Source organism: Vibrio diazotrophicus (assembly GCF_038452265.1).
In the GTDB taxonomy this organism is placed as follows: domain Bacteria; phylum Pseudomonadota; class Gammaproteobacteria; order Enterobacterales; family Vibrionaceae; genus Vibrio; species Vibrio diazotrophicus.
The window spans coordinates 1,232,489-1,259,020 of the sequence record NZ_CP151843.1; the positions used below are offsets into that span (position 1 = coordinate 1,232,489).

A 26,532-nucleotide genomic window follows, 5' to 3' on the forward strand; every position below is an offset into this window, starting at 1 on the left:
CCTGTAGCCCTACGCGATTTGCTGGTGATGGATGGCAAACTCGAGCAGATCGTCAGTGGTCGGAACGCTTTTACGTCGCTCAGACCAAACACGAAGCTGATGCTTTATCTGCTCACACTGCGATTCAGTGAGCACTATCCCCATATCGCGATAGATACGCATAATGGCACTGACACCGGAATGCTTGCCCAAAACAAAGTGATGTTCGCGCCCCACTAATGAAGGCGAGAAACCCTGATAGTTATTGATGTCTTTCAGCAAGCCATCAACGTGAATTCCCGACTCATGGGTGAACACCACATCGCCTGTGATCGCTTTTTGTGCTGTTTGAGGTCGCCCAGAAGCCAGATATACGTAATTGCAAATGGTCGGTAGCTGGCGCAAATCAATGTTGCTCGGTGTCTGCTGCAACACGGTAAGCGCAACGGAGATCTCCTCCAATGCAGCGTTTCCGGCACGTTCACCTAATCCATTCACCGTAGTATTCACTGACGCAGCACCAGCTCGAATGGCAGCTAAGGAGTTCGCCGTCGCTAACCCAAGATCGTTGTGCGCATGCATTTCAATCTCAAGCTCCGTATGGGCATGTAACTGACTGATAACGTGGTAAGTCGAAAATGGGTCGAGGATTCCGTTAGTATCTGCAAAGCGGATTCTTCCTGCTCCGCATTTTTCCGCCACTTCTGCAACCCGATAGAGCATATCGGCGTCTGCACGCGAAGCATCCTCCATTCCCACGCAAACCTTCAAACCTGCATTTAACGCTTGGCTAATCACTCTTTCACAGCGTTCGAACAACGCTTTAGGCGTCAGATTGAGTTTGCTGCGGATCTGCTGACTTGAGACTGGAATAGAGAGATCTACCCAATTTAATCCAAGACCAGAAGCGCAATGAACATCGTGCTCCAGCATCCGACACCAGCCCATAGTTCGCGCACTACTAAGGGAGTGGCACACTGAACTGATGACGTATTGTTCTTCCGCTCCCATTGCGGGAATGCCCACTTCCAATTCAGGCACACCCGCCATTTCAAGCAGCATCGCAATATGCATTTTCTCTTCTATGGTGAACGCCACACCAGGTCCCTGCTCACCATCCCGAAGCGTGGTGTCATTAATAATGACTGACCTATGAATGGGTTCTGCTATCCCTGTAACCATACATGTACCATCCCTTTGCTCACTGATATTTACTCACTACAGGGAATCCTTCCCTAATCACAGCACACCTTTATCAGGCATACGTTGGAGCAAACTCTTCAACGTTACCCGCATTGGCAGCGTTATCCCAATAAGGAGACATTTGGCGTAAGCGATGCACAATCGGTGGCAGTTGCTCAAGCACATAATCGATGTCGTCATCTTTGGTAAAACGAGACAGAGAGAAGCGCAAAGTGCCATGTGCCGCAGTAAATGGAATCTTCATCGCTTTCATCACGTGTGAAGGTTCTAATGAACCGGATGTACAAGCTGAACCAGACGACGCCGCAATACCCACTTGGTTCATCATTAATAAAAGGGCTTCACCTTCGATAAACTCGACCGCAATATTGGTGGTATTGGCGACACGTTGTTTAGGATTACCCGTGACAAACGTATTCGGAATGCGAGCAAGCAAACCCTGCTCTAAGCGATCACGCAGCAGTTTGATACGATGAAGCTCGGTATCGATGGCTTTATAAGCCAGCTCCGCAGCTTTACCCATCGCTATTGCAGAGGCTGCATTTTCAGTGCCCGCTCTGCGACCTCTTTCCTGATGACCGCCGCGCAGTAATGGACGGAAACGCGTACCACGACGCAAGTACAAAGCGCCAATCCCTTTTGGAGCATGGAACTTGTGACCAGAAATCGACAGCATATCAATTTCGGTGTCATGCACGTTGATCATGCGTTTACCTGCCACCTGTACAGCGTCAACATGCATTTGTGCACCGACAGTTTTTGCCATCATTGCCATCGATTCCACAGGAAACAGAGTGCCAGTTTCATTGTTTGCCCACATCATCGAAACAATCGCGACGTTTTCACTTAATGCTTGGGCATACGCTTCCAAATCGATATTGCCTTTACCGTCGACGCCAATCCAATGCACCTTGTAGCCTTTACGTTCAAGGTTTTGACAAAGCTGTAAAGTAGCGGGATGTTCAACCACAGAAGTCACGATTTCTCTGCGTTCGGGGTTGGCTTCCAATGCAGACAAGATAGCCGTTGTGGTCGCTTCAGTCGCACAAGAGGTAAATATCACTTCGCTTGAGTGCTGCGCGCCAAGAAGCTGCTGAACCTGCTCTCTGGCAATTTCCAGAGCCTGACCCACGCGAGCGCCTAAGCGATGAATGGATGAAGGGTTGCCATAATATTCATCAAGATAAGGAATCATGACGTCCAAGACTCGAGGGTCAATGCGAGTGGTTGCGTTGTTATCTAGGTAAATAAAGTTATCTAAATAGATCTTCGGTTGGATACTAGACATTGTAAGTTCCCTCTTTCTTTGCGGTCATTTGTGGGTCTTCTTGTACCGGAAATACGGTGTAAGACTCTCCCAAAGCTCGACTGATCTTATGTTCCACATTTGCCAATGTCAGACCTGATAAACCACATCCGGTACACGCACCAGTGAGTGAAACAAACACAACATAATCTTCCACATCGACTAAGCTGATATCCCCGCCATCGGCTTGTACCGCAGGGCGAACTTCTTCGATAATTTTCTCAATCAGCGCAATGATCTCAGGACTTACAGATGCATCAACTCCAGAGTCTTTACTCGCTTCAACCGGTTTTATGGCTGGTTTCACGCTAGATTTTTTAGATAAGGCAGGGGCTGTAGCTCTTTCTGCCAAGCATTCTTCCAGCACCCATTCGATCTTTTCGTGGCAAGAGGTGCAAGCGCCGCCCGCTTTGGTGTAATTGACGACTTCCTCTAGAGTGGTGAGATTATTGGCGGCAACCACGCGTTTAATCATCAGGTCGTCAATTGCGAAACACTTACAAATCAGCTCACCTTCTTCGTGATCATCTTCCAGTGTTTCTCCGCGATAGTTCGCGACTGCTGCATGCAATGCTTCCATCCCCATAACCGAACAGTGCATTTTTTCTGGCGGTAAGCCATCAAGAAAGTCGGCAATGTCTTTGTTAGTGATAGCTAACGCTTCATCAATGGATTTACCGATGACCATTTCAGTTAATGCAGAAGAAGAGGCGATTGCACTACCACAACCAAAAGTTTGAAAACCTGCATCCTGAATAATGTCTGTTTCTGGGTCGACTTTGAGAGTCAAACTTAGAGCGTCACCACAGCTCAGCGAACCCACGTCACCTCGTGCATTTGCCTCTGAAACCAATTTGGCATTTCTTGGGTTAAAGAAGTGCTCTTTAACTTTCTCTGAATAATCCCACATAACCGCTCCTTCGTTTTTCCGACACCCGCTTCCATTGCGTTGGTTTGGTGCTTGACTGAAACCGTATTGTTACAACATCAACTTTTTCATAACGTCTTCATTGGCTAATCCAGTGCAATTACTAATCCAGACCACAGCCCTCGCTAACAGGTTGATTTACTATATGAATTTGAAGGAGGTCACAAAACGACCAGAGATAAAACGACAATTTGTCGCTTCGTTTGTCAGCTTCCGAACAAACAACACAGACAAAAAGCGACAAAAGACGAATCAGACAAATGAGTGAGCTAGCTGGCTAATTTAAGAGGGATAAATCCAGCAAGAGTGAAGAGACAGGAGCAGTATGACTCAGAGGTAAGTTATAAAAAAACTCCCTGCCACATTCATGACAGGGAGCTGTTTCGATTCAAAAATACTGATTTAAGTACTTTCTATGGCACACCATGACCTTTAGAAGCCACCCAAACTCGGTACCATTGCTCGCGAGTCAGTTCTAAGTCCAGTGCAGCTACTGCCGATTGAACACGTTCAATCTTACCTGAGCCAACAATTGCAAGTGGCTTAGAAGGAAGGCGACGAACCCAAGCGTAGATCACTTGGTCGATGCTTTCAGCACCAATCTCTTCACGCAGTTCTTCTAACACGTTACGTACACGAACAGCTTGCTCTGACTGACCTTTAAAGATTTCACCACCGCCTAGACATGACCATGCCATAGGGCGGGTACGCAGCATTTGTAGCTGGTCTAATGTACCGTCATCGGCAACATTAAAGTTAAGCGGGTTAATCTCTACCTGATTGGTAACCAGTGGTTTACCCAAACGAGATTGAAGCAGTGAAAACTGAGACGGTGTGAAGTTTGAAACGCCGAAGTGTTTCACCTTACCGACTTTGTGCAGCTCAGCAAACGCTTCTGCCACTTCATCCGCGTCAAGCAAAACATCTAAACGGTGGATCAACAAAACATCAATCTCGTTGACACCTAAACGCTCAAGTGAGTTATTCACCGATTGGTAGATATGTGCAGAACTGGTGTCATAGTGATTAATTTTGCGTTCTGGGTGCTTGTCGCTGCGCAGTTTGATATCACACTTAGTAATGATCTGCATTTGCTCACGAAGAGATGGTTCTAACGCTAATGCTTCACCAAACAAGGCTTCACATTCGTAGTTACCATAAACGTCTGCGTGATCAACAGTCGTGATACCTAACTCTAGGTGCTGCTTGATAAACGTCAGGCGCTCTTGAGGAGTCATTCCCCAATCTGCCATTCGCCAATACCCTTGAACCAGTTCTGAAAAGTCTGGTCCTTGCGGGGCGATTGTCACTTTTGCAACCATAATATTACTCCTTAATCCGACGGGCTCATCCTAAGCTTGTTTATTCCTCTCCTCAACCGATAAACTATAGAAGTTCGAACTGGAGTACGAAGTTGTGACTTTTTCTACACGTTTACAAGAATTGATTGGCGAAGAAAGCATCAGCGGGTTTGCACGACGCGTTGATCTGTCTGAAGGCCTGATAAGAAAATACCTAAAAGGCAGTGAACCTAGCTTAGCAAAGGCAAATCAAATTGCCATTCGCGCCAACTGTTCGCTGGAATGGTTAGCAACCGGTTGTGGCTACCTGTATCGCAAAGCAGAAGTGGTGGATATGGAAGCCTATTGCCTTGCACACAAGTTCGTCACCGGCGAAACCTTGAGTCAGGATAAACAACATCAGCAGCGACAGATAATTGCGGGATATCAGTATTTGCGGGCACATAAGAAAGCCGACGGGTATTTAGACGAAACCTCAATGGCGAACTTTCTTCAGCGCCAACCTTCAGCGATTACTCCGAACGAGTAAACTGAACTTCAGCGCTTTTTCCGTCCGTGACAAGCTTTGCCATAACGTTGTCTTTCTGCCAGTGAAGTATTTTAGGAAAAGAGTGCGCATTGCGATTAATAAATAAAACTAAGGCCTTATCAACCTCTCGGGTCGACTCTGTCTTCAATTGGTCACGGATTGAAAACTGTTGCTCTCCAAGTTGGATGCTTTGCAGTTGAAAACCATCTTTACGCAGGTTCAGTTGCAGCAGACTCCAATCGTTGGTCGAATAAGCACCATGCAGAGTCAGCGTTTTAATACCCCCATCTTGGTCGCCCGTGACTTCCGGCCACACTCTCAAGGTATAGTAGTTAAACTCATCGCCACACCAAGAGGTGATAAAGATATTTTCACTGCACTCTAACCATGTGTCCGTTTGGCGAAGTTCTCGCTGAGTGGGCCAAGGCTGCTCACCGCTGATAAATGGCTGCAAAAAGCTTGGGTGCGCAGCCAATGCTACCCCACTCCAAAACATGATGACGAACCATTTCCACATACGATTACCTCTCTTTCCTGCCCTTAGTGTTAGCCTTTTCATCGCTTTCTACAAGTGCCGATGAACTACGCCCCCAAATTCTCTTTTGTGAACCACTTCAAGATCTTAAGGCGTAGGCGGAGGAAGGATGTGCTTAGTCTTTAATCGATTTATCCTAAAGTCTGTTTACCTAGAGGGACTATAAGATCCCATATGGACGTGACGATGAAACTAAAAACTGTAACCCTTGCCTTATGTGCCATTATTCCATGTGCCTTCGCGGCACCAAACCTGACTATAGCCACGACAACCAACAGTCGTGACTACCCATTAGACAGCCAAAACCCGTTAGTAATTCCATTGACCAAAGATGACTACACACTAACAGTTACGGGTTTGGAGGGAAGCTGTCAGGCAGGTGAAATATCAAGCATCAAATTTAATACTCCTGTAGCTCTCAACTGTGCAGGAGCGACCACGCTGCCGCTTAAAATTCGATTCACTGGCGATTACGCGTTTAGCTATGACGACAAAGCACAAACGCTGACGTTTGTTCGTCAGGCGAAGAAAACAGCGAACAGTGAGTTCAAACGACCGATTCCAGATGTCACCTGTGAGAAATACTCTGGGGGCGAAGTTACTGTCAAAGTCGGTGATACATTCACAAACGGAACGCAATTAAGAGATGCTTTCAGTGGCAAAGTGGTGACAGTCAAACAAGGTGCCGTGTCATTAACCCCACAAGCGAACAGCGGCGGCTTAATCTTACTTGAGCCTGTTGAAGCCAAGCCTCAGCCATTCAACTACCGTAATGCCAATATCTATTTCGTCATGGTCGACCGTTTTAACAACGGCGATACCAGTAACGACAACAGTTATGGGAGAAAGAAAGACGGTAAAGATGAAATCGGCACCTTTCATGGCGGTGATCTCAAAGGCGTAATTGAAAAGCTAGACTACATCAAAAGCCTAGGTACTGATGCTATTTGGCTCTCTCCGATTGTGGAACAAATCCACGGATTTGTCGGTGGTGGAGAAAGCGGCTCGTTCCCATTCTATGGCTACCACGGCTACTGGACTCGTGATTTCACAAAAATCGATGAAAACTTTGGTGTCGATGAAGATTTAAAAACACTGGTTGAAGAAGCCCATAAACGGGGCATAAAAATTCTGCTAGATGCGGTTATTAACCACTCCGGTTACGCGACACTGGCTGATTTACAAATCGATAAAATCAAGGTCGTAAACGGTTCAGAGCTGCCAGAAAAATGGGCGGACTGGATTCCATCAAGTTCTGCTGGAGAGAACTGGCACAGTTTCCATCAGTTCATTGATTACAACAGCAACAACTGGAAAGACTGGTGGGGAGGCGACTGGGTTCGCACCGGACTACCGGGTTATCCGAAACCAGGCTCTGGTGATATCACCATGACGCTGGCTGGCCTACCCGATTTCCGTACTGAATCGACTGAATTCGTTAAACCACCTAAGTGGCTGCTGGACAACGCCGGAACAAGAGTGAAGGCACAAGATAACTTCACCGTTTCTGATTATCTGATTGAATGGCAAAGCGACTGGGTGAAACGCTTTGGAATTGATGGCTACCGTGTAGATACGGTGAAACACGTTGAAGGTGAAGTGTGGAAACGTCTGAAACAAGCCGCCAGCAATAATCTGAATCAGTGGCGCAAAGCACATGGCAAGCAAGGCGAACCATTTTGGATGATGGGCGAAGTGTGGGGACATGGTGCTTATCGCAGCCCGTATTTTGATGACGGCTTCGATGCGCTAATCAACTTTGACGTGCAGAAGAAAATGGACAAAGGTGCAACCTGCTTTAGCCAGATGGAAAGTGTTTATCAGGCAAACGCGAAAACGCTGCAACAAGAAGCGGATTTCAACGCTGTGAGTTATATGTCTTCACACGATACCGAGCTATTTTTCAGCCGTTTCAAGTCGTTTGAAATGCAACGTAACGCAGCCAACGCCCTGTTGCTAAACCCGGGAGCTGTTCAGGTTTATTACGGAGATGAAGTCGCAAGAGACTTAGGCCCTTATGCTGATGATTTCCATCAAGGAACCCGCTCAGACATGGTGTGGAAACTCGATGCCGAGCGTGAAACGTTGCTGAAACACTGGCAAACCGTCGGGCAATTTAGGCAGCGTCACCCAGCCATTGGTGCGGGTAAACACCAAGTCATAACACAAGCGTCGTCAAAACAAGATAGCCCTTACGTATTTTCTCGTACCCTAGGAGAAGACAAAGTTATCGTTGCGTTTGTCGGTAAGTAATTACTCACAATCAAGATAGAAAAGGACAAGGGCACATCTGCGCTTGTCCTTTTTTTGGAAGAGATGAAAGCTAAGCAACACACTCCTGCAAACTTACCGCTTGAGGGGCATAATCGCTAATGTTGATGACTTTATCCGCAATCGCATTAATCAAATCAGGGTCATGGCTGACGATTAGCAAGCTGCAATTTTGCTCACGTGCTAGCTGTACCAATTGCATCGTCACTTCTTTGGCAATAATAGGATCTAAACGCGACGTCGGTTCGTCAGCAAACAAGAATACAGGCTCCATCAGCAAAGCACGTAAAATCGAGAAGCGCTGAAGCTCGCCACCGGATACCTGACTACTGTTACAAGTAAGCACCTGCTCACGCAAAGCGAGTTTTTTCATTAATGGAGCAACGCGACTGGCATCCAACTTGTGCAGTGCAATCAAGTCATCCAACATTTTTCCTAGAGTGAGATGCTGAGAAAGCGAAGTAAATGGATCTTGATATAACTTAAGCCACTTAGCTTTACCCTGAGTTTTTTGACGAACAATCTCACCCGAAGACACTTTAAGATGCCCTAAAATCGCATCACCCAAACTGCTTTTACCACAGCCACTGTCGCCAACAATGCCGACAATCTCACCTTGTTGAACGTCAAACGTCAGCGAATCAAACAACTTTTGTTTGCCGCGTTGTATTGCCAAGTTTTCTACACTCAAGATTCGCTCTTGAGCAATATCTTTGCTTCGGCTTTGTGACCAATTTTTTGGTGTCGAATGAATCAGCTTTTTAGTGTATTCCTGCTGCGGATGAGCAAGCACTTGCTGTGTTTGCCCTTGCTCGACGACCTTTCCGTAATGCAGAACCAGTATTTGTCCGCCTAGACGCTGCGCAACTTCAACATCATGCGTTACCACAATCAGGCCATCGTTTCTGGTCTTATCACGCAGCATGTCGACAACATCATCACGTCGACTGACATCCAAACCCTTGGTTGGCTCGTCTACAAGAATGATGGAAGCGTTGGCGGCAGTTGACACACAAATCGCCATACGTTGAGCCATACCTCCTGAGAGTTGCCCTACACGCTTTTGATAAGCCTGCGCTAAACCATAACGCTCCAGCTCTTGCTGTGCCATGAGACGTGCTTGTGGCGCAGAATGCCCTAAGACAAATCTCGACACTTCAGCCACTTGCTCACCCGATTTCATCAAAGGATCAAGCGTCGACATTGGCTCTTGTGACAGCATTGCCATTTGTTTACCCCAGAGAGTACGGCGCTGTGCCATATTCATCACCTCTCCGTGAACAGCAATCTCACCCGTGCACAATAATGCAGAATCAATACTCGCCATGATCCACTTAAGCAACAAGCTTTTACCTGACCCTGTTTGACCAAGGATCACCAACGGTTCACCTTTATTCACCGCTAACGACACATTTTCCAACAGAGTGCGCTCACCCATTGAGATATGCAGATTCGAAATTCTCAGCAATTCACTCATCGTTTCTCTCCTGCAATCAAATGGAATGCCAATACAATTAACGCCAGCATTGTTAGAGGTTGAAGCAGTAACCACGGCGCATCACCGTAATATGGGAAAAGCTCTACAATCATTTGTCCGAGTTCACTGGTTGGCGGCTGAATGCCCACATAAACAAAGCCAAGAGAAGCCATATAAAGTACAGCGTTAGCGGCACCGAATGCGGTCATAGTCAACACCGGTGAACGTAGTGTCGGCCATAAATGGTGGCGAAAAATATAAACACGGCCAAAGCCCAACAGCAGAGCGTTTTGAATTTCAGGGCTGTTTGCAAGGGACTGAGTTAGCGAGCGACTTACACGGAAATACTCTACCCACTGTACCAGCGCAATCGCGATATAAATGGCGGTAAAAGAGCCGGGTACCAACGCTGCAAACAACAACACGAAAACCAAACCCGGCATAGCAAGAAGTATGTTGACGATAATATTGAGCCCATTGTCGAGCCAACGGCCGTACCAACCTGCAATCACACCCAATATGCAGCCAATGGTACTCGCACTTAACACGCAGATGATTGCCAGACTCAAGGAAAGACGCAGAGCTTCACTTAAACGGGCAAACATATTGCGACCATAGTGATCGGAACCTAACCAGTATTCGGCACCGGGCGGCATCAAAACCGCGGACAGGTTTTGCTCTGCCGGATCGACGTTCATAACCCAGCCAATCATCGACATCGAGATCAACACACACAGCAGCAACACACCGAAAAGGCGCGATCTGTTGCTATAGAGTTTTTTGTTATCGAAGGCTGCTAGCATGTTATTGCTCCTCCTTAATTCGCGGGTCTATCCAGTAGCACAGAAGGTCAACAACCGTATTCAACATTACGAACATCACACCTAAACAGAGCGCCGTGCCCTGAATAACAGGAATATCGCGGGCAAAAATCGCATGAGCCAAACCATGCCCTACGCCCGGCCATGAGAACAAAGATTCAATCATTACTATCCCTTCAATCACGGTAATAAACTGGATACCGATAAACGCAACAACAGGCAGCAAAATATTGCGAACTCCGTGACGCTGAAACGTTCGTAAAGGTGATAGCCCTTTCATCATTGAAAACTGATAAAAAGGCGCACGTAAAACCTGACGAGTTGAGCTCGCGACAATCCGGTTTGAAGTTGCAGCCAACGCTATCGCCAGAGTCAGGGTAGGCAGAATCAAATGCTGAGGTGTGTCAAAACCAGCAACGGGTAACCATTGCCAATAAAGCGCAAACATCAGAATGAAAATTAAACCAATTACAAACACAGGAAGCGCACGAACTGCGATTGAAAAAACAACAGCGACAGGCTCAAACCATTTCTGCCATTTCACACTCGCGAGACCAAGCGGGAATGCAATCAAAACGGACAAAGCAAGTCCAGCAACTGAAAGCATTAAGGAATGGCCTAACTGATGGCTGACAATATCACTGACTGGCTGACCACTGACCAAAGAGTTGCCCAAGTTAAACTGCGCAAGATCGATTAACCAAGAGAAAAAAGACGAGATCCCCGATTGGTTCAAATTCAACTCTTGGCGAATATATTCTGCCGCTTCCGCGCTAACGTTATCCTGACCGTAGCGGCTAGAGGCAATACGGAAAGCCATATCCCCCGGAAGTGAACGCATCAGAACAAACGTCAATGCGCCAACACCAAATACCACAGCCAAAAGCTGCAAAATGCGGTTATAAATTAACTGCCCCACGAGAATCAAAACTCCAAGTCGCTAAGATAAAAATTACGGCCAAATGGATCAAAGTGGAAACCTTTGAGACGTTTGTTCACAGAGACTTCTTCTGTGTAAGCGGAAACAGGAATCACTGGCAGTTCAGTAGCAAGAATGGTTGCCGCTCTCTGCGCTTTTTCACGATACTTGTCTGCATCTAACGTGTAGTTAAGCTGTTTAATTAATTGGTTAAACTCTTGGTTTGACCAATTCATTGCCCCCCAATCCCCACCTTCCGCAGAGAAGTCATTACTTAATACCACCAGAGGGTCTGCAATCACGCCATAGTTGCGCGCAATCAATGCCACTTCTAAAGAACCATCCTGATGACCGGCTGGAATTGAACTTGAACTTGTAATACTTACATTCAGTTTTACACCCAACTTTTTCCACTGTGCTTGAAGCGCTGTGGCTACATTCGTCAGCTCTGGACGGTCAGCGTAGGTAATCAATGACAACTCAAACACTTTACCGTCTCGCTCCAACAAGCCTTGGCTGTTTTCAGTCCAACCGAGTTCTTTAAGCATCGCTTTAGCTTTCTGAATATCAGATTCTGGGTTTGCAAAAGACTCTAAATACCAGTCACTCATTGAGCGAGGCAACAGCTGCGCGGTTCCTGAATCTGGAGTGCCTAGCACAGCGCTAGCAATGCCTTTGCGATCAATGGCAAGGCTCAACGCCTGACGCGCTTTAACGGAATTTAGGAACGAATGAGCATTGTTCAGTTTTAAAATAAGAGTACGCGGTAAAGAGTAAGACAGAACATCGGTTTGCGGATTCATTTTTAAACGCATAATGCTGGCTGGCGGAAGCTGAAGAGCAATGTCAGCCTGACCACTTATGGCTTGTAATACGCGACTTTCACCGCGATGACCAGTCAGATAAGTGGCGTATTCAATACTCGCTTTCTTACCCCAATAACCATCAAATTTCTTAACAGTAATTTTGTGCGGCGGCGTAACCTCAAAAAGCGTGTATGGGCCTGTGCCAATCAAGTTCACCACTTTGCCATCTTCAGCATAAGAGGCTCGGCTTAAAATCACATTGGAATAGTTGGCAAGCACCGCAGGTAGGCTTTTGTATGCTTCAGATAGTTCGATAACAACCTTGTTTTCACCTTGCGCTACAATGTTTTTCACAGGCACTTTGCCTAGCGAGCCATATTTTCCCAGCGCAATGTTTAAACTGTTCACCACTGTATCCGCGTTCATCAGTGAATCATCGTGGAATCCAACGCCGTCACGCAGTGTGATTGTCCATTCAGTTAGCTCGCTGTTTGGCGTCGCTTCTAACGCCAGACCTGGGAGCAAATTCCCCAAATTGTCCACATCAAAAAGCGTCTCAATGACCTGCATCCTAGTAAAAATATACCCACTTGATGATGGGTCAACGTTAGCAAATTCAAACGCAGCACTGATGGTAACTGTGTTTGATTTAGAAGGAGGAGTGTCCGCATTTGCTTGAAAAACAAACATTAATGCCAACAGTGCTGTTGTAAAAATTCTCATAATTATAACTCTACTGACTCAAAAGTGTTTTGTTATAACATAACATTAATTTGAGTTTCAATTTTAATGAGAATAATTTTCAAAACCAAATAGAAAAACGAACTACAAAACTCGTTAATCCGTAACTTCTAGTTCTCTCTCCAACTTCTTGGATAGCTTGTTAAACAAGGTTTCCCTGCGTAGGTCGAGTATTTCCTGAATCAGTTTCTCTTTGGCTGATAAACCAAAATGCTTGGCGTAGTTTTTAATTTTCTGAATCTCTTCCGGCTCTAAACGGTAGACTTCATTCTTTAAGTAAGCTTCCGCTTCTTTCTTGATGAAGCCCTGCTGCTGCAGTAGTTCAATAATCAACACATCAAAATCGTGAGTTACTCTTGCCATCATTTCCTGCTTAATTAACCACTTAGTTCTCAGGAATTTACCCATGAGCACTATTTTTAAGACCGGCATAACCTACGCAGTGAACATTAAAAATGGGTTACAGAAAAAAGGCTATTTGATGACAAAATTCCGATATGCCATTCCGGTTTGAATTCGTATTTCTTACGCTTGAATTGGGCTTGATTTTGATCAATCAAACTTCAATTTCCCCTTCACTTGACGCCACAAGAACTACAATTAGTGAGGTAGCAAAAGATAGAAAATGGGAGGTTATGATGAGCTTAATTCCTCGTGATTCATGGTCTGATTTCTATCGCGTATTTGATCATGCATTCCCATCAATTCGCACTCGATTTGATGCGGAGGCTTTTTCACCTCGCGTAGATGTAATTGAAAAAGAAACCGCATTTGAAATCATTGCCGATTTGCCGGGAGTGGCTAAAGATGATGTGATCATCACCTATAAAAATGGTGCGCTAACAATTGAAGCCTCCACCAGCAAAACCGAAGAAAATACAGATCAGAACAAAGTCATCCACAAAGAACGCTATGAAGGAAAAATGGTTCGCAGCTTTTCTTTAAGCGAAAACGTAAATCCAAAAGACATTTACGCAGAATTTGAGGATGGCGTGTTGGTTGTGGTTGTTCCTAAGCTAGAAACGCAACAAGTGGAAGACCACCGCATCACTATCAGTTAGTTGAATCGTGCCAATTGATAGCTCATTGATGTGTACAACCAAAATCCAAAAGGGGCGAGATGCCTCTTTTCTTCATTTGCTTCTCTACGGGCTGGTTAGCAAAACCAACTCAGAGACGCTGCTCAGCTCAGTTCAGCATTTACTCCAGCCCGTTTAAAGCCGCATTACCCTACTTTTCAGCGTTTTCTGATAGGACATGAATGCAAATGGCTGCATTCAGCTGAGAAATATTTCGGCAAAATGGCTCCCTTGTAACGTTATGTCTACCACGTTTGCAACTTCACGAAAGCGACTCTTTTAAGCGCTATTATGGAAGTTGGTATTGATCTGACACTAGGGACAATTGAACACAGAGAGCCAATCACGCAAAGGTGACATCGAGAAATTTTGAGGTAAGAAAAACAATGAGCACTTTGCATACGGATACTTTAGTGACAACCGTTCAGACAGTTGATGGCTCAGAGCCAAACATAGTAGAAAATGAAATCAAACCAAGCGAAGGCGCAAAGCAACCCACTGACGCCACAGCAACCGAAGAGCTGATAACCATAGAGCCTGTTGCCCCTTCATTGCCTAATGTTTCAACCACAACAGTGATTGAAGCGCCTAACGCAGTTTCAAAAGCGCAAACAACTGAGAAAAACGCGAAACGAGAGGAAACAGTAACAACAAAAAACATCAAGACCACTTCACCTGAAGCAGAAACCAAGGTAGACGCTAAAGTGGAGAGCACTGCGCCCAAGGCCAACGCCGTAGAATCGATTGTTGCCGTTTCAGAAAGCGAAAACCGAACAAGTTCGGATACAAAAACTCCGTCTGTTGAGGATGCAGAAGTATTGGTTCTAAAAGATTCACACCACCAAAATGCTGTGAGCACTAAACAAGACAACCAAGTTGCTACCACAGTAGAGTCAGCTAATCAGCCCGTGCATTCAGACACTGGCATGGCTTTTAATACTGATTGGATACTGATCGCGGTTTTCATTTTAACCTCGATTACTGTGCTCATTACCAATCGCAAAGCGATCAAGAAAGCCACAGCACTGGCCAAAGAATCTTCACGCCCTGTGATGCCGACAATCAATCCAACCATTGACGTTGAGTTTGAAAAAGCAAAAATCGTAGCAGAAAGCAGACAGCAATGGATTCAATCGTTAAGAGCTGAAATTGCAGATTTCGTCTCCGCAACTAACGCAATCTGGGACTTACACAAAATCAAAGATGGCTTTGAAGACATTCTTACTGAGATGAAAGATCCGCAGTTTGCAATGAAAGAGCTCTATCAGTGGTCTTGTACCTATAACAAAGCCTTGCAGGACACCGAAAAACTGTATGCGAAAATTCATTTGCTGATTAATCCAGATGAAGAACATTCTCAAACGCTATCAAGCTTGCTAGACAAGACTATGGTGGCGATTGAAGCGAAGAAATCACCTTCAAAACTGAATGATGAAATCGTCGCTATCACTCAAGTCATTTTGAAACAGGAGTGGCAACGAGTGAAAACGTTCAGCTGATAACACTGGCAGTATCTAAAACGAACAAAGGAGCGATTTCGCTCCTTTTTCTGTCTCAGACTCTATGCCGAATCCTTTCTATCATGGATAACACCTTTTCATCGTCACAGCCTAGTTTGTGGTAGATACCAACGTTGCCAATCTTGTTTTCATCAATGAAAAGGGTCTTAAACCCTTTCTGCATCATCCACGCTGACAACTTACTGCTGTAGGGCATCATGGCATCACTGCTGCGCAATATATCTAGGCTGGCTGAAAATGAGTCCACGTTATAAGTGGAGCGTCCAACATCCGACGATATGTCCATCTGCGATTTCATATGATCCGCTAGCACTACGCTGTGCCGTGCATGATCCGGCGTGACACGAATCAGAGGATAGCTCGCATCTACCTCTGATATTGACTGCACGTTACGCGTAAGCAGTGGATGATCACCTCGTACATAAACGGCTTCGCGATCTTGCAGCAAAGGGACAAACTGCACCCGACACCTTTCATGCAAATGTCGAATTTCATGTCCGACAAACAGGTCGATTTCCCCTTGCACTAAATGGTGCATGAGAGACAGGTTATTGCCAAACTCAAGTTCAATAGAGGATTTTGGCACTTGCTCTAGGTGTTGTCTCACTGCATCTCGAACAAACAGTTCCCACCATGTATCACCCGTGCCCGATTTCAACTTACCGGCTTCTCGCTGATGCATGTCATGCAGTCGATGCAATAACTGATTATGCTGTTCCTGCTGCTGCTGAACATGCTCTTTAAGCATTTTGCCGTATTCCGTCAGATCCATCCCTTTTGAACGGCGGTAAAACAAAGAAACACCAATATCACTTTCTAGTTTTTGCATAGCAGATGTCAGTGAAGGCTGACTAATATGCAGTTGTTCCGCAGCCTGTTTGATACTGCCTAAATGAGCCACCATCAGGAAATAACGATAGTTTTTATGCATAACCAATCACCAATAATTATTGATATCACACTTTGAGAAATGGATTTTTCACAGCTGAAGACCATTAAAACCGTAAACCAGTATCAACTCAACATGATATAGCTAAATTCTATATCACAGTAAATCTAATCAATTGTTCTTTTCCCCTCTATCTCACTATATTGCTTAGAGTCTTGTTGGAATTTGGGAGAAAGTAATATGCAAAAACAGTGGTGGCATGATGCCGTTGTCTATCAAATTTATCCTCGCAGCTTTTGCGACTCTAACCACGATGGTATTGGCGATCTGCCGGGCATCATCAGCAAACTCGATTATCTTAAAAATCTGGGTGTGAACGTGCTCTGGCTGTCGCCCGTTTATCAGTCACCTATGGATGATAACGGCTATGACATTTCAGACTATCAGGCTATCGCTGCTGAGTTCGGTACCATGGAAGATATGAAATGCCTACTTGATGAAGCAAACAAACGAAATATAAAAGTGGTGATGGATTTAGTCGTCAATCACACCTCAGATGAACATCCGTGGTTTATTTCAGCGAAATCATCCAAAAGCAGCCCATATCGTGATTTCTATATATGGCGCGATGCCAATGCTGACGGTTCACCGCCCAACGATTTGGGTTCCATTTTTGGTGGTGGCGCGTGGGAGTGGGACGCGACTACAGAGCAGTATTACTTCCATCTGTTCTCTAAACGCCAGCCAGACCTGAACTGGGAAAACCCGAAAGTTCAGCAAGCGGTTCACGACATGATGAACTGGTGGATAGAACAAGGAATTGGTGGTTTCCGCCTTGATGTTATTGACCTTATCGGTAAAGAGATCGACAAAAAAATCACGGGCAATGGCCCACGTTTGCACTCCCTATTACAGCAAATGAATCGAGCCACTTTTGGCGATAAAGATCTTCTCACTGTAGGTGAAACTTGGGGTGCGACACCGGAAATTGCAAAACTCTACAGCGCCCCAGTACGCAATGAGTTGTCGATGGTGTTTCAGTTTGAACACATCACGCTTACTTGGAAAGATGGCGACAAATGGCAGCCGATTCCGTTAAAACTCAGCGAGTTCAAACAGGTTTTAACCAAGTGGCAAGTCGAGCTAGAAAACCAAGGCTGGAACTCACTGTTCTGGAATAACCATGATTTACCGCGCGCAGTGTCCAAATATGGCGACGACGGTGAATATCGTGTCGAGTCAGCCAAGATGCTGGCAACAACACTGCATTTCTTAAAAGGAACGCCTTACATCTATCAGGGTGAAGAGCTGGGTATGACCAATGTAGAGTTCAATTCACTGGATGAGTACCAAGATATTGAGACTCTGAACTTCTATAAAGTACGTACCGAAGCGGGTGTATCCCATGAAGAGATGATGGCGGCGCTGCATGAAAACAGCCGCGACAATGCCCGCACCCCGATGCAGTGGAATGATCAAGAATATGCGGGCTTCAGCACGGTTAAGCCTTGGCTCAAAGTGAACCCTAACTATGTGGACATCAACGTTGAACAAGCACTCGCAGACAGTGATTCCATTTTCTATCACTACCAAACGTTAATTCAGCTGCGAAAAACCATGCCAGTGATTGTGTACGGTCACTTCACGCCTGTATGTGAATCTCATGAAGCCGTGTTTGCCTATTTACGTGAAGATGACGACGATAGAATTCTGGTGGTAAACAACTTCAGTAATGAGCCTCAAACCCTCTCACTATCTGAAGTTGCAAGACTAGATAGCATTGAACACCTGATTAGTAACTACCCGCCAAGAAATAACCTCAACAGTGAACTGACACTGCTTCCGTTTGAATCGTTTGCCATCAAACTACAACGATAGAACAAAACTGTAGCGATAAAACAGACAAAGGAGCATCACTGCTCCTTTGTTTTCAAATCGAATCCATATATTGGATTATTTGGCGTTCACCGCTTTCACAAACACTTCTTGAGCATCTTCAATACCCAGAGCTTTAGCTTCATCGAGTAGGCTTAGAGCTTTAGGGATATCTCCTGCTTCTACCGATTTTTTAATTGATGATAGGTAGTAATTTCTTGTTTCTGAAACAACACTAGCCTTTGGCGCTCTCTCTAAAAAAGGAGTTCTGTCCAAATTCTGACCATTGCCAGTGATATTGTTTTTAGGTGAAAACTGCTTCACCGAAACTTTTACAGAACCATAGGAAACATGATTAGCCACTGGATCTGGGATACTTGGAGGATCTGTTCTTTTTGCTATAGCCATTGCTTTGGCAGGATGTATAAGAACCGTTTTCTCCGCTAAATCAGCCTCTGTTGTATATACCATTACGTAGAGCTTAGTAACATCAAGAGGTACTAAAAAGCTAATTTCGCCATGAAATGCTTCGCCAACAACAAAATCATTTCTATCGTAATCAAACTCTTTAGAAGAATAGCTTCTAATCAAATTAAAGTTTTGATCATAAACGGCTAGGTTTGGGGCAAATACGTTAAGATCCCTAACAGGAGAAGTTATTTCTATGCTAACTCCCGATTGGGATACTGCGAAACTAAACGCGCCAATATTACCCTTGAAACTGTCTGAGATATAAGTTTGAGAAGACTCAGAGATGTTTAATAAAAGCTGAGAAGGGACAGAAATTTCTTGCCAATTTACATGGTCCAAACTCTTTACAGAATAACTTGATGAGTCTAGGGGCTGAGTAGATATTTCTACATTCGAGCTACAACCCACGAGAGCGAATATGCTCAATGAAGCAGCAATAATTGATTTCATGTTCTAAAACTCTCAGATTTATAAAGAAATCAGGTAGCTTAAAGTAGCTACCTGATATAACTATTGAATTATGATGTCAACTTACCACCAAGCTTCAACTTGAGCACCAACCATCATGTCATTGTTATCAACAACTAGATCGCCATCATACATGCTTGCAAATACTCGAATTGCTGGACGAGCCCAGAAACTTGAGCCAGCTTGCCATTGCTGTGCAATTGTGATTTTGTTTAGGTCTTGAGCTTCACTAGCCCAATGTTCATCAGCACGATAGTATCCTAGCTCAAGAACAGTACTCATGGTTTCTGACCATTTGTATGATGGGCGAACAACTGCACTCATACGTTTGCCTTTCTCTGAAGCTCCTTCGTCATCTAGAAGAGAGTAAACAAATGAGTAACCCAAGTCCCACTTCTCTCCAGCGATTACACCCCAGTCGATGAAGCGCATTGATTTACGACCTTTTTGACCTTGCTCGAGGTTATAACCAATACCCATATGGCTATTAACACCGTAACCATCCCAACCAAAGCCTTCAGTGTTGTACTGGAATACAGCTTTGTTGAAGCCACCAAAGAAGTTACCTTGAGTGTGTTCAACTGTCAGACTATAACCAACTTCGTCCAATCCGTAGTCACCAACATTTCCAGTGCCGTTATTGATCGCTTTCTCTTGCTCATCAGTATAGTGAGGTTTAGAGATCATAAACGTAAAGTCAAGTGAACCATTTTCACTAATGTTAAGACCGTTATAGCGTAAATCTAGTGTTGGAGCTGATGAGTACAATTGCTCATTTTCTAAAGCAACAGATTCGTCTTCCGCTGTAGTTGAATCGTCAACCACCGATAGTGGAGCCTTCCATTTACGATTGAATACTGCTGCAGAAAACTTACCTGGCCCTGCTTCAATATTTTCTATACCGACACCATCACCAGAGGTATTAACGTAATACATATCTAGAATATGTACGTCTTTACGACCGTAGTAGCGTTTACCAGCCCATAAGGTTGTGCCGTTATCCATAGAGTAATCAACCCAAGCTTCGCGGAATGAAGCTCTCTGACCACTCCAAGGATCCGTTGAATCACCTAAGTTTTGGAACGAGCTACCACGAGTATCACGTTGCGTTGAAGGATCTTCTTCTGTACCAAAAGCTAAAAGAGTGTGTGCACTGAAGCTTCCACCATCAACATTATAAAGGTTCTTTGCATTGAGGATGAATTCACCGTACATGTCACATTCATCACCAAGTCGACCAACTACGTGAGCAGCTGGGCCACCGTTACCGTAACAGAACTGTGAGCCGCCATCAGCGTTAAGTCCCATACCTGCACGGAAATAACCGTGGTAGTCAAAATCAGCACTATGAGCAGGTAAGCCCACAAATGTAGCGGCCACTGCGGCAGCAATTACACTTACTTTTTTCATTTTTAACTCCAAATAGGATTTTATTTTTAGTTCCTTAGTTCTCTTTCTACTTGGAGCCGAAAAGGCAGAAATCCGGCCAAAATAAAAAGAGGTAAGACGGGACAAGTCCCCAGTTGTTTCAACGCTATTTAGGTTAATCAAGTCGTATAGGGATGACTTCCTCCACCCTAAATTAATTTGAGGGGGATGATTAGGGAGGAGTTTTTTTCAGGTATGGTGTTTTTGAAACGTTGATCACGCAATTTAGGGGGAGTAGTGATCGAAACCTTTCAGGTTATTGGAATACAAAATGCATTAGATCACTATTTGGCGATAAATCATTCATAAAACTGTAATGAAATTACAGAATATATTTTATTAAAGGGCGCTTGACCTAAGAGTCCCAAAGCTTTTTACTTAATTCAGTGGGTAACTTAACTCTAACTATAAGAACGTAACTTACAATGACTACTACAGCTTCTCGTCCGTATCCTTTAGGTGCAACACTTGATCCAAATGGATGCAACTTTTCTATCTATGCGCCTGCCAACGATGATTTGGTGCTTGCCTTGTTCAATTCTGATGGCAGTTACGAAACACACCCCTTGGAAGGAGAGTATGCTGGAATAAAGCACACCTACATGGCAGGCATCAAAGCAGGCCAACGGTATGGTTTTATCTCTCATGAAGACGACAACAGTTTATTGTACGTGTCAGACCCTTATGCCAAAGCGTTAGATGCTCCGCTTACTTATACTCCTCCATTTTCTGAAGAAGACAGCTTTGAGCTCGCGAAATGTATCGTCATAAGCGATGACTTCGATTGGCAAGATTCACACAAGCCTGCTATTTCCCGTGATGAAATGGTGCTGTTTGAAACGCACGTCAAAGGGCTAACTCAACGTCACCCAAATGTGGATGATACCGTTCGCGGAACCTATTTAGGCTTGATCAGCGAGCCAATGTTGCAGTTTTATCGCGATCAACATATCAACACCTTGCAACTGCTTCCAATTGCAGCTTGTATGCATGAACCTCATTTGTTGGATATGGGTAAAGTGAACTATTGGGGGTACAACCCTTTTGTGTTCATGGCACCCGATCCACGCTACGCCGTTAAAGATGCAATAACCGAGTTAAAAACCGTCATAAGAGAACTGCATAAGCAAGGCATCCAAGTGATTTTAGATGTGGTGTACAACCATACCGCAGAAGGTGGACAAGACGGTCCAGTATTCAATCTCAAAGCGCTCGATCCAAACTATTACCTGAGACACGGTTCTCATTACGCCAATTTCACTGGATGTGGCAATACCGTTGACCTCTCTTATCAGCCCTCGTTAAACCTTGTGATGGATACCCTTCGTTACTGGGTAAACGAGTACAAAGTCGATGGCTTCCGTTTTGATTTAGCGGCAACGCTAGGTCGTCGAGGTGATGATTTCAGCAGCGATGCCGCGTTCTTCAAAGCTGTGGCTCAAGACCCGATCCTGCGAGAAGTGAAGTTGATTGCTGAACCTTGGGATATTGGTCCTAACGGCTACCAAGTCGGTAATTTCCCTTTTGGCTGGAACGAAACCAACGACAAACTGCGCGACATTACCCGCAGCTTTTGGCGTGGCGATCAGGGCTATCTAAAAGAATTTGCGACGCGTCTTATGGGCTCACGAGATCTCTACAGCGCAGCTAACTGGCCATATAAGCTAACCGTCAACTACATTACTTACCACGATGGTTACACCCTTCAGGATCTGGTGTCATACAAGCACAAACACAATGAAGCCAACGGTGAACAAAACCGTGATGGCCACGGTGATAACCGTTCTGATAACTATGGTGAAGAAGGTGAAACAGATAACCTCGTGATTCAGGCAACCCGTGAGCGCCAAAAGCGTAACTTCATGGCAAGCCTGCTGTTTGCGTTTGGTATACCGCATATTCTCACCGCAGATGTGTTATCCCATACCCAGAAGGGTAACAACAATGCTTATTGTCAGGATAACGAAATCAGTTGGATAAACTGGGAGAACACCGAACGCAAAGGCATCTTCAAAGAGTGGCTCGCTCAAATGGTTGCCGCTCGTCAAACCTATATGGTTCCGTTTATTCGTGCCTTCAGTGGTGACGAACGCAACTTCAATCGTATCTTCTGGCGACGAGTCGACGGTGAATTGATGGAGCATGATGACTGGAACAGAGTCAGTGCGGTTGCCCTACACATGGGCATCGGTGAAGATGAACAAGAAATGCTGTATTTGATCAATCAAACCAATGCTCCGGCAAGATTTAAACTGCCTCATGATCGCGGTCAGGACTGGAAAATTATCTGTGACACTAACCTGTGCCATATCCAGCCAGGTCATGCTGAAGGAGAAATACTGCAACTTCCATCTTCAATGGCGATTCTTCATTTCCAACCGAAGAAGAAATGCAAATCCTAGGTCGTTCAAACCACTTGATGTGAACGATCACAAAGCAATGAGCAAATGCTCGTGAACAAATAGACATCGCAGTAAACAAACCGGGAGAGCCAATAGCTCTCCCGGTTTTATCTCGCTAATCATTCAGCGGAATAACCACCGTTAATGGCTTTAGCAAAGGTTTTTTCAATGATTGCTTCATAAACGTCAACCAAGGTAGCGGAAATATCCGAACTCAGATCAAACAACTTCGCCTGATACTCTTCTGTATGTTTATGCTCGGTCAAATATTGTTCCAGCTGTGTCATACACTCATTCAAGTCTGGGTGGTAATCCGAATACACGTCACTCACTTTCACCAGTCTTGAATATAGAACATTCGCTTGTTTAGCCAGTAGTGCCGGTTTTAAGTTCATGTTCATTGCCATGATGCTTAATCGATACTGAGTCAACGCTTCAATACCAGACATCACCGCTTGCCACTGATCATTGTATTCTCCTGCTAACTCCAGCTTGTCGGCTTTATCAAGAGAGATAAGGATCTGGCTATCGATCTGAAAAATCAGTTGGCGAATCACTTTACCGTGCACCACCAAATTGTTCGAAATCGAGCGATTCTTGTAGCTACTGGTTAATTGGGACAGCTTGTTTTTCAGTGCGATTCTTTCGATAGAATTACCAACGTAACGGTCACTCGCTAGCTTGGTATTTGCTTTCGTCATCTCCTCATCCAGAGCCGCAATTTTCTCTACAACCTCTTGTTGATGATTAAAAAGAAACTGGTGAGTGAGAGATCGATGCTGTCTCACCATATAAATCATATCCAGTAACTTGGTAACTGAAGCCTGATGCTTTAGCAAACTACGACGTGAACCTTTTGAAACTAATGTAGAAACTTCACCGACCAAACCAAGAATAAAGTTATTGCCAATCATTTCCATGTCACTGATCTCCTGCATACCTGTCTATAGCAAGGAATTGCATAAGCAGTGCCAAGTGTTAACTTGTTGATATCAATAGATTTACACTTATGTGAACTTAACAGTCTTGCACAAAAATGTGACCAATCGCACTTTTTTGGTGATTTTGTGATCGGGGTGGAATTATTTTTATTACGTAGAAAGCGTCAACTTTGAGAATTAGCTTAGGCTGCTTTGAGCCTTGCCCAAAACAACTTCTGTGTCATCTTTCTGTCCTAATTTATTGGCTACCTTAGCTCAACAGTCATGAACTTACTGTTCGGATCCGGTTTGTAGTCCGCAAATGGTTCGCAATAATTAAAGCCAAACTTCTCATATAAGTTTCGTGCCGCAAGGAAGTACTCTTCCGAGCCAGTTTCTAAACTCACACGTTGGTACCCACGTTCCGTTGATACGTTTAAAGCATGTTGCAGTAGCTGAGTCGCTACCCCTGATTTTCTGGCGTGACGTGAGGTGCGCATCGACTTCAACTCAGCGTGTGATTCGTCCAGCTGCTTTATCGCCACACACCCCATTAACTGCCCATCTCTCCAGCCGCTAAAGAAAGTGATCTCGGAAGATTTGAGCGCGTTAACATCGAGAGCATGCACACTCTCAGGTGGAGAAGTGGCGTACATATCTGCTAAATGCTCTTCCAAAAGTTCAATGACTTCTCCGCCTTCTAGGCTATCGATAATGATGTCCATATCTTAATTGTCCGTCGTATATATGAATGAATACTATTCCTTGAAGTTTCTGGTTATATCGAATATTTCCACCAACTTAAAGGTTTTGTTTTCGTACTCATATTTGATTACGCAGCAGTTCGGGATAGGTCCTTTCAGCACATCGTCTAAGTCGTGCCATAGGGACAAAAAGTGTTTACATGCACCTGAATGCGACACAGCCAGAACCGTGTTATTGCCTTCTTGCTCCATGATTTCAATGCAAGTTTTCAGCACGCGATCTTTTAATTGCTGGCGAGACTCACCACCAAACTGAAAATAGTGTGTTTCACGAGCTTCGTAACTTGGATGCAGATCTTCACTCTCACCTTCATAAGTGCCGAAGTTCATCTCTTTCAACCCTTTGAGACGAGTTAAAGGCATTCTGTTACGGGTCACGATTTCAGCGGTATCACTGGCGCGTTCAGTAGAAGAGCTGTAGAGGCGATCGAGTTCAATATTGTCAAAAAACTTGGCGGCAAGTTCTGCCTGACGAATCCCCTTTTCAGTTAGTGGTGAATCACACCAACCTTGGATTTTTCTTCTCACATTAAACAGCGTCTCACCGTGACGCATCATATAAAAGGTTTTAGTCATTGAGAGCCATTTGTTTCAATCTTAAAAAGCAATACGCCATTATAAACAGATATGAAACCAATGTAGATCTTTTAGAAACAGACAACAGTTTGTGCTCGGACTCACGAAACAAGGCCAATAATTGAGATTTAGGAACGCTTCAGATAATGCCACTTATAATTAGTTTATCTAATAAATAAGGTTGGGCGTTGAAATGGCTAGCATATTACACAACCCATTAAACAATATAGAAAACTCGCTGACGGACAGGCTTAAAGATCTACATGACCGGATACTAGAACGCTCACCAGGAGTGTGCCGTATTGCCTGCGCACTTTATGATCCGCAGACCGACCTTCTGAAAACCTTTATTAACAGTACTAATTCAGGGCACGCCATTAGTCGTTATGAATTTCCGCTGAGTAAAAGCTATCAATTGCAAAAACTGAGAGAGAGTGGTTCGTGCCGAGTTATCGACAAAATTGAAGAAGAGATTGGCACAGGAACCGCCCACTCTGATTGGCTTCTCGAACAGAAATATCGCTCCTCCTTTACCATACCAATGATGACAGACAACCATTTCATTGGTTTTATTTTTATCGACAGTGAAGTAGAAGGTTACTTTGACGAGCAGGTTCAAAGAGATCTGGTACTACTGACCAAACTGATTACCCTAACTATCGTCAGTGAGATATCAACGGTTCAGGCTTTGTTAGCCACAGCTCAGGCTGCGAGAGACTTCGCTCACCTGCGAGATTTCGAAACCGGCATGCATCTGAACCGAATGGCGCTCTTGTCACGCATGATAGCGAAATCGATCGCCGATCAATTTCAGTTCACCGATGAGTTTATTGAGCATCTCTATTTGTTTAGTCCATTGCACGATATCGGAAAGATAGGGATTCCCGACAAAATACTGCTCAAACCCGGCAAGCTCACTGAAGAAGAGTTTGAAATTATGAAAGGCCATGTCGATAAAGGGATCAAAATCATCTCTAAAGTATTGGATGACTATCAGCTCTCCCACCTCAGCGATTCACAGTTAATGCTCAACATTGTGGCAGGCCACCATGAATACCTTAATGGCACAGGTTATCCGAAAGGTTTGGTGGGCGATGAAATTCCGATAGAAGCGCGAATTGTCACCGTGGCAGACATATTTGATGCACTTACCAGTAAACGCCCTTACAAGGAACCTATGTCAATTGAAGAGTCCATCAAAGAACTGCAAAAAATGGTAGAGATTGGCAAGCTTGATCCTGTTTGTGTTAACGCACTAATTGAAAACATCGATCAAGCTGCCGATATCGTTACCCGATTTAGAGACGATTAGTTTCTTCTCTAT

The 26,532-nt window shown here is 44.6% G+C and carries 23 protein-coding genes; 7 read left to right on the forward strand and 16 right to left on the reverse strand.

Annotation, left to right across the window (positions count from 1 at the left end; translation table 11 throughout):
- Positions 1-9 precede the first annotated feature (9 nt).
- From nifV to AAGA51_RS20940, 4 genes are all read right to left on the reverse strand, one after another.
- Positions 10-1,161: a homocitrate synthase gene (nifV, locus tag AAGA51_RS20925; protein ID WP_042479441.1), complete on the reverse strand. Its 1,152-nt coding sequence runs from the start codon at positions 1,159-1,161 to the stop codon at positions 10-12.
- A gap of 73 nt (positions 1,162-1,234) precedes the next feature.
- Complete coding sequence (gene nifS, locus AAGA51_RS20930) at positions 1,235-2,470, reverse strand: cysteine desulfurase NifS (protein WP_042479443.1); 1,236 nt, start codon at positions 2,468-2,470, stop codon at positions 1,235-1,237.
- A complete protein-coding gene (nifU, locus tag AAGA51_RS20935; protein WP_042479444.1) occupies positions 2,463-3,398 on the reverse strand; it encodes a Fe-S cluster assembly protein NifU in 936 nt (311 codons plus the stop codon). The genes nifS and nifU overlap by 8 nt, the downstream gene beginning before the upstream one ends.
- Before the next feature lie 431 nt (positions 3,399-3,829).
- Positions 3,830-4,738 carry an aldo/keto reductase gene (locus AAGA51_RS20940; protein ID WP_042479447.1) on the reverse strand — a complete coding sequence of 303 codons (909 nt, stop codon included), beginning with the start codon at positions 4,736-4,738 and terminating at the stop codon, positions 3,830-3,832.
- 94 nt (positions 4,739-4,832) lie between these two features.
- On the opposite strand from AAGA51_RS20940, the gene AAGA51_RS20945 reads away from it, so the two are divergent.
- Positions 4,833-5,246 carry a transcriptional regulator gene (locus AAGA51_RS20945; RefSeq protein ID WP_042479449.1) on the forward strand — a complete coding sequence of 138 codons (414 nt, stop codon included), beginning with the start codon at positions 4,833-4,835 and terminating at the stop codon, positions 5,244-5,246.
- On the opposite strand, the gene AAGA51_RS20950 is transcribed toward AAGA51_RS20945, so the two are convergent.
- Positions 5,230-5,763 (reverse strand): hypothetical protein, encoded by a 534-nt coding sequence (locus AAGA51_RS20950; protein WP_042479451.1) that lies wholly within the window; start codon positions 5,761-5,763, stop codon positions 5,230-5,232. The two genes, AAGA51_RS20945 and AAGA51_RS20950, sit on opposite strands and share 17 nt — an antisense overlap.
- Before the next feature lie 204 nt (positions 5,764-5,967).
- Between AAGA51_RS20950 and AAGA51_RS20955 the strand changes: the two genes are divergently transcribed.
- Positions 5,968-8,034, forward strand: coding sequence for an alpha-amylase (locus AAGA51_RS20955; RefSeq protein WP_042479453.1), 2,067 nt, complete (start codon positions 5,968-5,970; stop codon positions 8,032-8,034).
- Positions 8,035-8,104: 70 nt separating this feature from the next.
- Here the strand turns inward: AAGA51_RS20955 and AAGA51_RS20960 are convergent, their stop codons facing one another.
- From AAGA51_RS20960 to AAGA51_RS20980, 5 genes are all read right to left on the reverse strand, one after another.
- Complete coding sequence (locus AAGA51_RS20960; protein ID WP_042479455.1) at positions 8,105-9,529, reverse strand: ABC transporter ATP-binding protein; 1,425 nt, start codon at positions 9,527-9,529, stop codon at positions 8,105-8,107.
- Entirely contained in the window at positions 9,526-10,332 is an 807-nt protein-coding gene (locus AAGA51_RS20965) for an ABC transporter permease (RefSeq protein WP_042479457.1), read from the reverse strand. The genes AAGA51_RS20960 and AAGA51_RS20965 overlap by 4 nt, the downstream gene beginning before the upstream one ends.
- Position 10,333: 1 nt before the next feature.
- On the reverse strand, positions 10,334-11,269 hold the full coding sequence (locus tag AAGA51_RS20970) for an ABC transporter permease (RefSeq protein WP_042479881.1): 936 nt from the start codon (positions 11,267-11,269) through the stop codon (positions 10,334-10,336).
- Positions 11,270-11,274: 5 nt separating this feature from the next.
- Positions 11,275-12,798, reverse strand: a complete 1,524-nt coding sequence (locus AAGA51_RS20975) for an ABC transporter substrate-binding protein (protein ID WP_042479458.1) — start codon at positions 12,796-12,798, stop codon at positions 11,275-11,277.
- A 114-nt stretch (positions 12,799-12,912) separates the two neighbouring features.
- Positions 12,913-13,179, reverse strand: coding sequence for a hypothetical protein (locus tag AAGA51_RS20980; RefSeq protein ID WP_042479883.1), 267 nt, complete (start codon positions 13,177-13,179; stop codon positions 12,913-12,915).
- 275 nt (positions 13,180-13,454) lie between these two features.
- Here AAGA51_RS20980 and AAGA51_RS20985 point away from each other — a divergent pair, with 275 nt between their 5' ends.
- A complete protein-coding gene (locus AAGA51_RS20985) occupies positions 13,455-13,877 on the forward strand; it encodes an Hsp20/alpha crystallin family protein (RefSeq protein WP_042479459.1) in 423 nt (140 codons plus the stop codon).
- Positions 13,878-14,281: 404 nt separating this feature from the next.
- Positions 14,282-15,394 (forward strand): hypothetical protein, encoded by a 1,113-nt coding sequence (locus tag AAGA51_RS20990; RefSeq protein WP_042479461.1) that lies wholly within the window; start codon positions 14,282-14,284, stop codon positions 15,392-15,394.
- Positions 15,395-15,449: 55 nt separating this feature from the next.
- Here AAGA51_RS20990 and AAGA51_RS20995 read toward each other — a convergent pair whose 3' ends face one another.
- On the reverse strand, positions 15,450-16,346 hold the full coding sequence (locus tag AAGA51_RS20995; RefSeq protein ID WP_042479463.1) for a LysR family transcriptional regulator: 897 nt from the start codon (positions 16,344-16,346) through the stop codon (positions 15,450-15,452).
- Positions 16,347-16,544: 198 nt separating this feature from the next.
- Here AAGA51_RS20995 and AAGA51_RS21000 point away from each other — a divergent pair, with 198 nt between their 5' ends.
- Positions 16,545-18,182 (forward strand): glycoside hydrolase family 13 protein, encoded by a 1,638-nt coding sequence (locus tag AAGA51_RS21000; RefSeq protein WP_042479464.1) that lies wholly within the window; start codon positions 16,545-16,547, stop codon positions 18,180-18,182.
- Positions 18,183-18,257: 75 nt separating this feature from the next.
- On the opposite strand, the gene AAGA51_RS21005 is transcribed toward AAGA51_RS21000, so the two are convergent.
- A complete protein-coding gene (locus tag AAGA51_RS21005; RefSeq protein WP_042479467.1) occupies positions 18,258-19,100 on the reverse strand; it encodes a MalM family protein in 843 nt (280 codons plus the stop codon).
- Positions 19,101-19,181: 81 nt separating this feature from the next.
- Positions 19,182-20,528, reverse strand: coding sequence for a carbohydrate porin (locus tag AAGA51_RS21010; protein ID WP_042479468.1), 1,347 nt, complete (start codon positions 20,526-20,528; stop codon positions 19,182-19,184).
- A gap of 443 nt (positions 20,529-20,971) precedes the next feature.
- Here AAGA51_RS21010 and glgX point away from each other — a divergent pair, with 443 nt between their 5' ends.
- Entirely contained in the window at positions 20,972-22,948 is a 1,977-nt protein-coding gene (gene glgX / locus AAGA51_RS21015; RefSeq protein ID WP_042479470.1) for a glycogen debranching protein GlgX, read from the forward strand.
- Between the two features lie 119 nt (positions 22,949-23,067).
- Here the strand turns inward: glgX and AAGA51_RS21020 are convergent, their stop codons facing one another.
- The 3 genes from AAGA51_RS21020 to AAGA51_RS21030 form a co-directional block, all read right to left on the reverse strand.
- The gene (locus tag AAGA51_RS21020) at positions 23,068-23,868 is read right to left on the reverse strand and encodes a hypothetical protein (protein ID WP_042479472.1); all 801 of its coding nucleotides are present in this window, start codon (positions 23,866-23,868) and stop codon (positions 23,068-23,070) included.
- 266 nt (positions 23,869-24,134) lie between these two features.
- Complete coding sequence (locus AAGA51_RS21025; protein ID WP_042479473.1) at positions 24,135-24,593, reverse strand: GNAT family N-acetyltransferase; 459 nt, start codon at positions 24,591-24,593, stop codon at positions 24,135-24,137.
- A gap of 33 nt (positions 24,594-24,626) precedes the next feature.
- Complete coding sequence (locus AAGA51_RS21030; protein WP_042479475.1) at positions 24,627-25,208, reverse strand: histidine phosphatase family protein; 582 nt, start codon at positions 25,206-25,208, stop codon at positions 24,627-24,629.
- A gap of 193 nt (positions 25,209-25,401) precedes the next feature.
- On the opposite strand from AAGA51_RS21030, the gene AAGA51_RS21035 reads away from it, so the two are divergent.
- A complete protein-coding gene (locus tag AAGA51_RS21035; protein ID WP_042479476.1) occupies positions 25,402-26,520 on the forward strand; it encodes an HD-GYP domain-containing protein in 1,119 nt (372 codons plus the stop codon).
- The last annotated feature ends 12 nt before the right edge of the window (positions 26,521-26,532 follow it).

Excerpts from the sequence above, each read along its gene's own strand:
- AAGA51_RS21000 (WP_042479464.1), top strand. The coding sequence starts at position 16,545 with ATGCAAAAACAGTGGTGGCATGATGCCGTTGTCTATCAAATTTATCCT.
- AAGA51_RS20965 (WP_042479457.1), bottom strand. The coding sequence starts at position 10,332 with ATGCTAGCAGCCTTCGATAACAAAAAACTCTATAGCAACAGATCGCGC.
- AAGA51_RS20950 (WP_042479451.1), bottom strand. The coding sequence starts at position 5,763 with ATGTGGAAATGGTTCGTCATCATGTTTTGGAGTGGGGTAGCATTGGCT.
- AAGA51_RS20975 (WP_042479458.1), bottom strand. The coding sequence starts at position 12,798 with ATGAGAATTTTTACAACAGCACTGTTGGCATTAATGTTTGTTTTTCAA.
- AAGA51_RS20990 (WP_042479461.1), top strand. The coding sequence starts at position 14,282 with ATGAGCACTTTGCATACGGATACTTTAGTGACAACCGTTCAGACAGTT.
- AAGA51_RS21010 (WP_042479468.1), bottom strand. The coding sequence starts at position 20,528 with ATGAAAAAAGTAAGTGTAATTGCTGCCGCAGTGGCCGCTACATTTGTG.
- nifV (WP_042479441.1), bottom strand. The coding sequence starts at position 1,161 with ATGGTTACAGGGATAGCAGAACCCATTCATAGGTCAGTCATTATTAAT.
- nifS (WP_042479443.1), bottom strand. The coding sequence starts at position 2,470 with ATGTCTAGTATCCAACCGAAGATCTATTTAGATAACTTTATTTACCTA.
- AAGA51_RS20995 (WP_042479463.1), bottom strand. The coding sequence starts at position 16,346 with ATGCATAAAAACTATCGTTATTTCCTGATGGTGGCTCATTTAGGCAGT.
- nifU (WP_042479444.1), bottom strand. The coding sequence starts at position 3,398 with ATGTGGGATTATTCAGAGAAAGTTAAAGAGCACTTCTTTAACCCAAGA.
- AAGA51_RS20980 (WP_042479883.1), bottom strand. The coding sequence starts at position 13,179 with ATGGCAAGAGTAACTCACGATTTTGATGTGTTGATTATTGAACTACTG.
- AAGA51_RS20940 (WP_042479447.1), bottom strand. The coding sequence starts at position 4,738 with ATGGTTGCAAAAGTGACAATCGCCCCGCAAGGACCAGACTTTTCAGAA.
- AAGA51_RS21025 (WP_042479473.1), bottom strand. The coding sequence starts at position 24,593 with ATGGACATCATTATCGATAGCCTAGAAGGCGGAGAAGTCATTGAACTT.
- AAGA51_RS21030 (WP_042479475.1), bottom strand. The coding sequence starts at position 25,208 with ATGACTAAAACCTTTTATATGATGCGTCACGGTGAGACGCTGTTTAAT.
- AAGA51_RS20955 (WP_042479453.1), top strand. The coding sequence starts at position 5,968 with ATGAAACTAAAAACTGTAACCCTTGCCTTATGTGCCATTATTCCATGT.
- AAGA51_RS21035 (WP_042479476.1), top strand. The coding sequence starts at position 25,402 with ATGGCTAGCATATTACACAACCCATTAAACAATATAGAAAACTCGCTG.
- glgX (WP_042479470.1), top strand. The coding sequence starts at position 20,972 with ATGACTACTACAGCTTCTCGTCCGTATCCTTTAGGTGCAACACTTGAT.
- AAGA51_RS20960 (WP_042479455.1), bottom strand. The coding sequence starts at position 9,529 with ATGAGTGAATTGCTGAGAATTTCGAATCTGCATATCTCAATGGGTGAG.
- AAGA51_RS20985 (WP_042479459.1), top strand. The coding sequence starts at position 13,455 with ATGAGCTTAATTCCTCGTGATTCATGGTCTGATTTCTATCGCGTATTT.
- AAGA51_RS21005 (WP_042479467.1), bottom strand. The coding sequence starts at position 19,100 with ATGAAATCAATTATTGCTGCTTCATTGAGCATATTCGCTCTCGTGGGT.
- AAGA51_RS21020 (WP_042479472.1), bottom strand. The coding sequence starts at position 23,868 with ATGGAAATGATTGGCAATAACTTTATTCTTGGTTTGGTCGGTGAAGTT.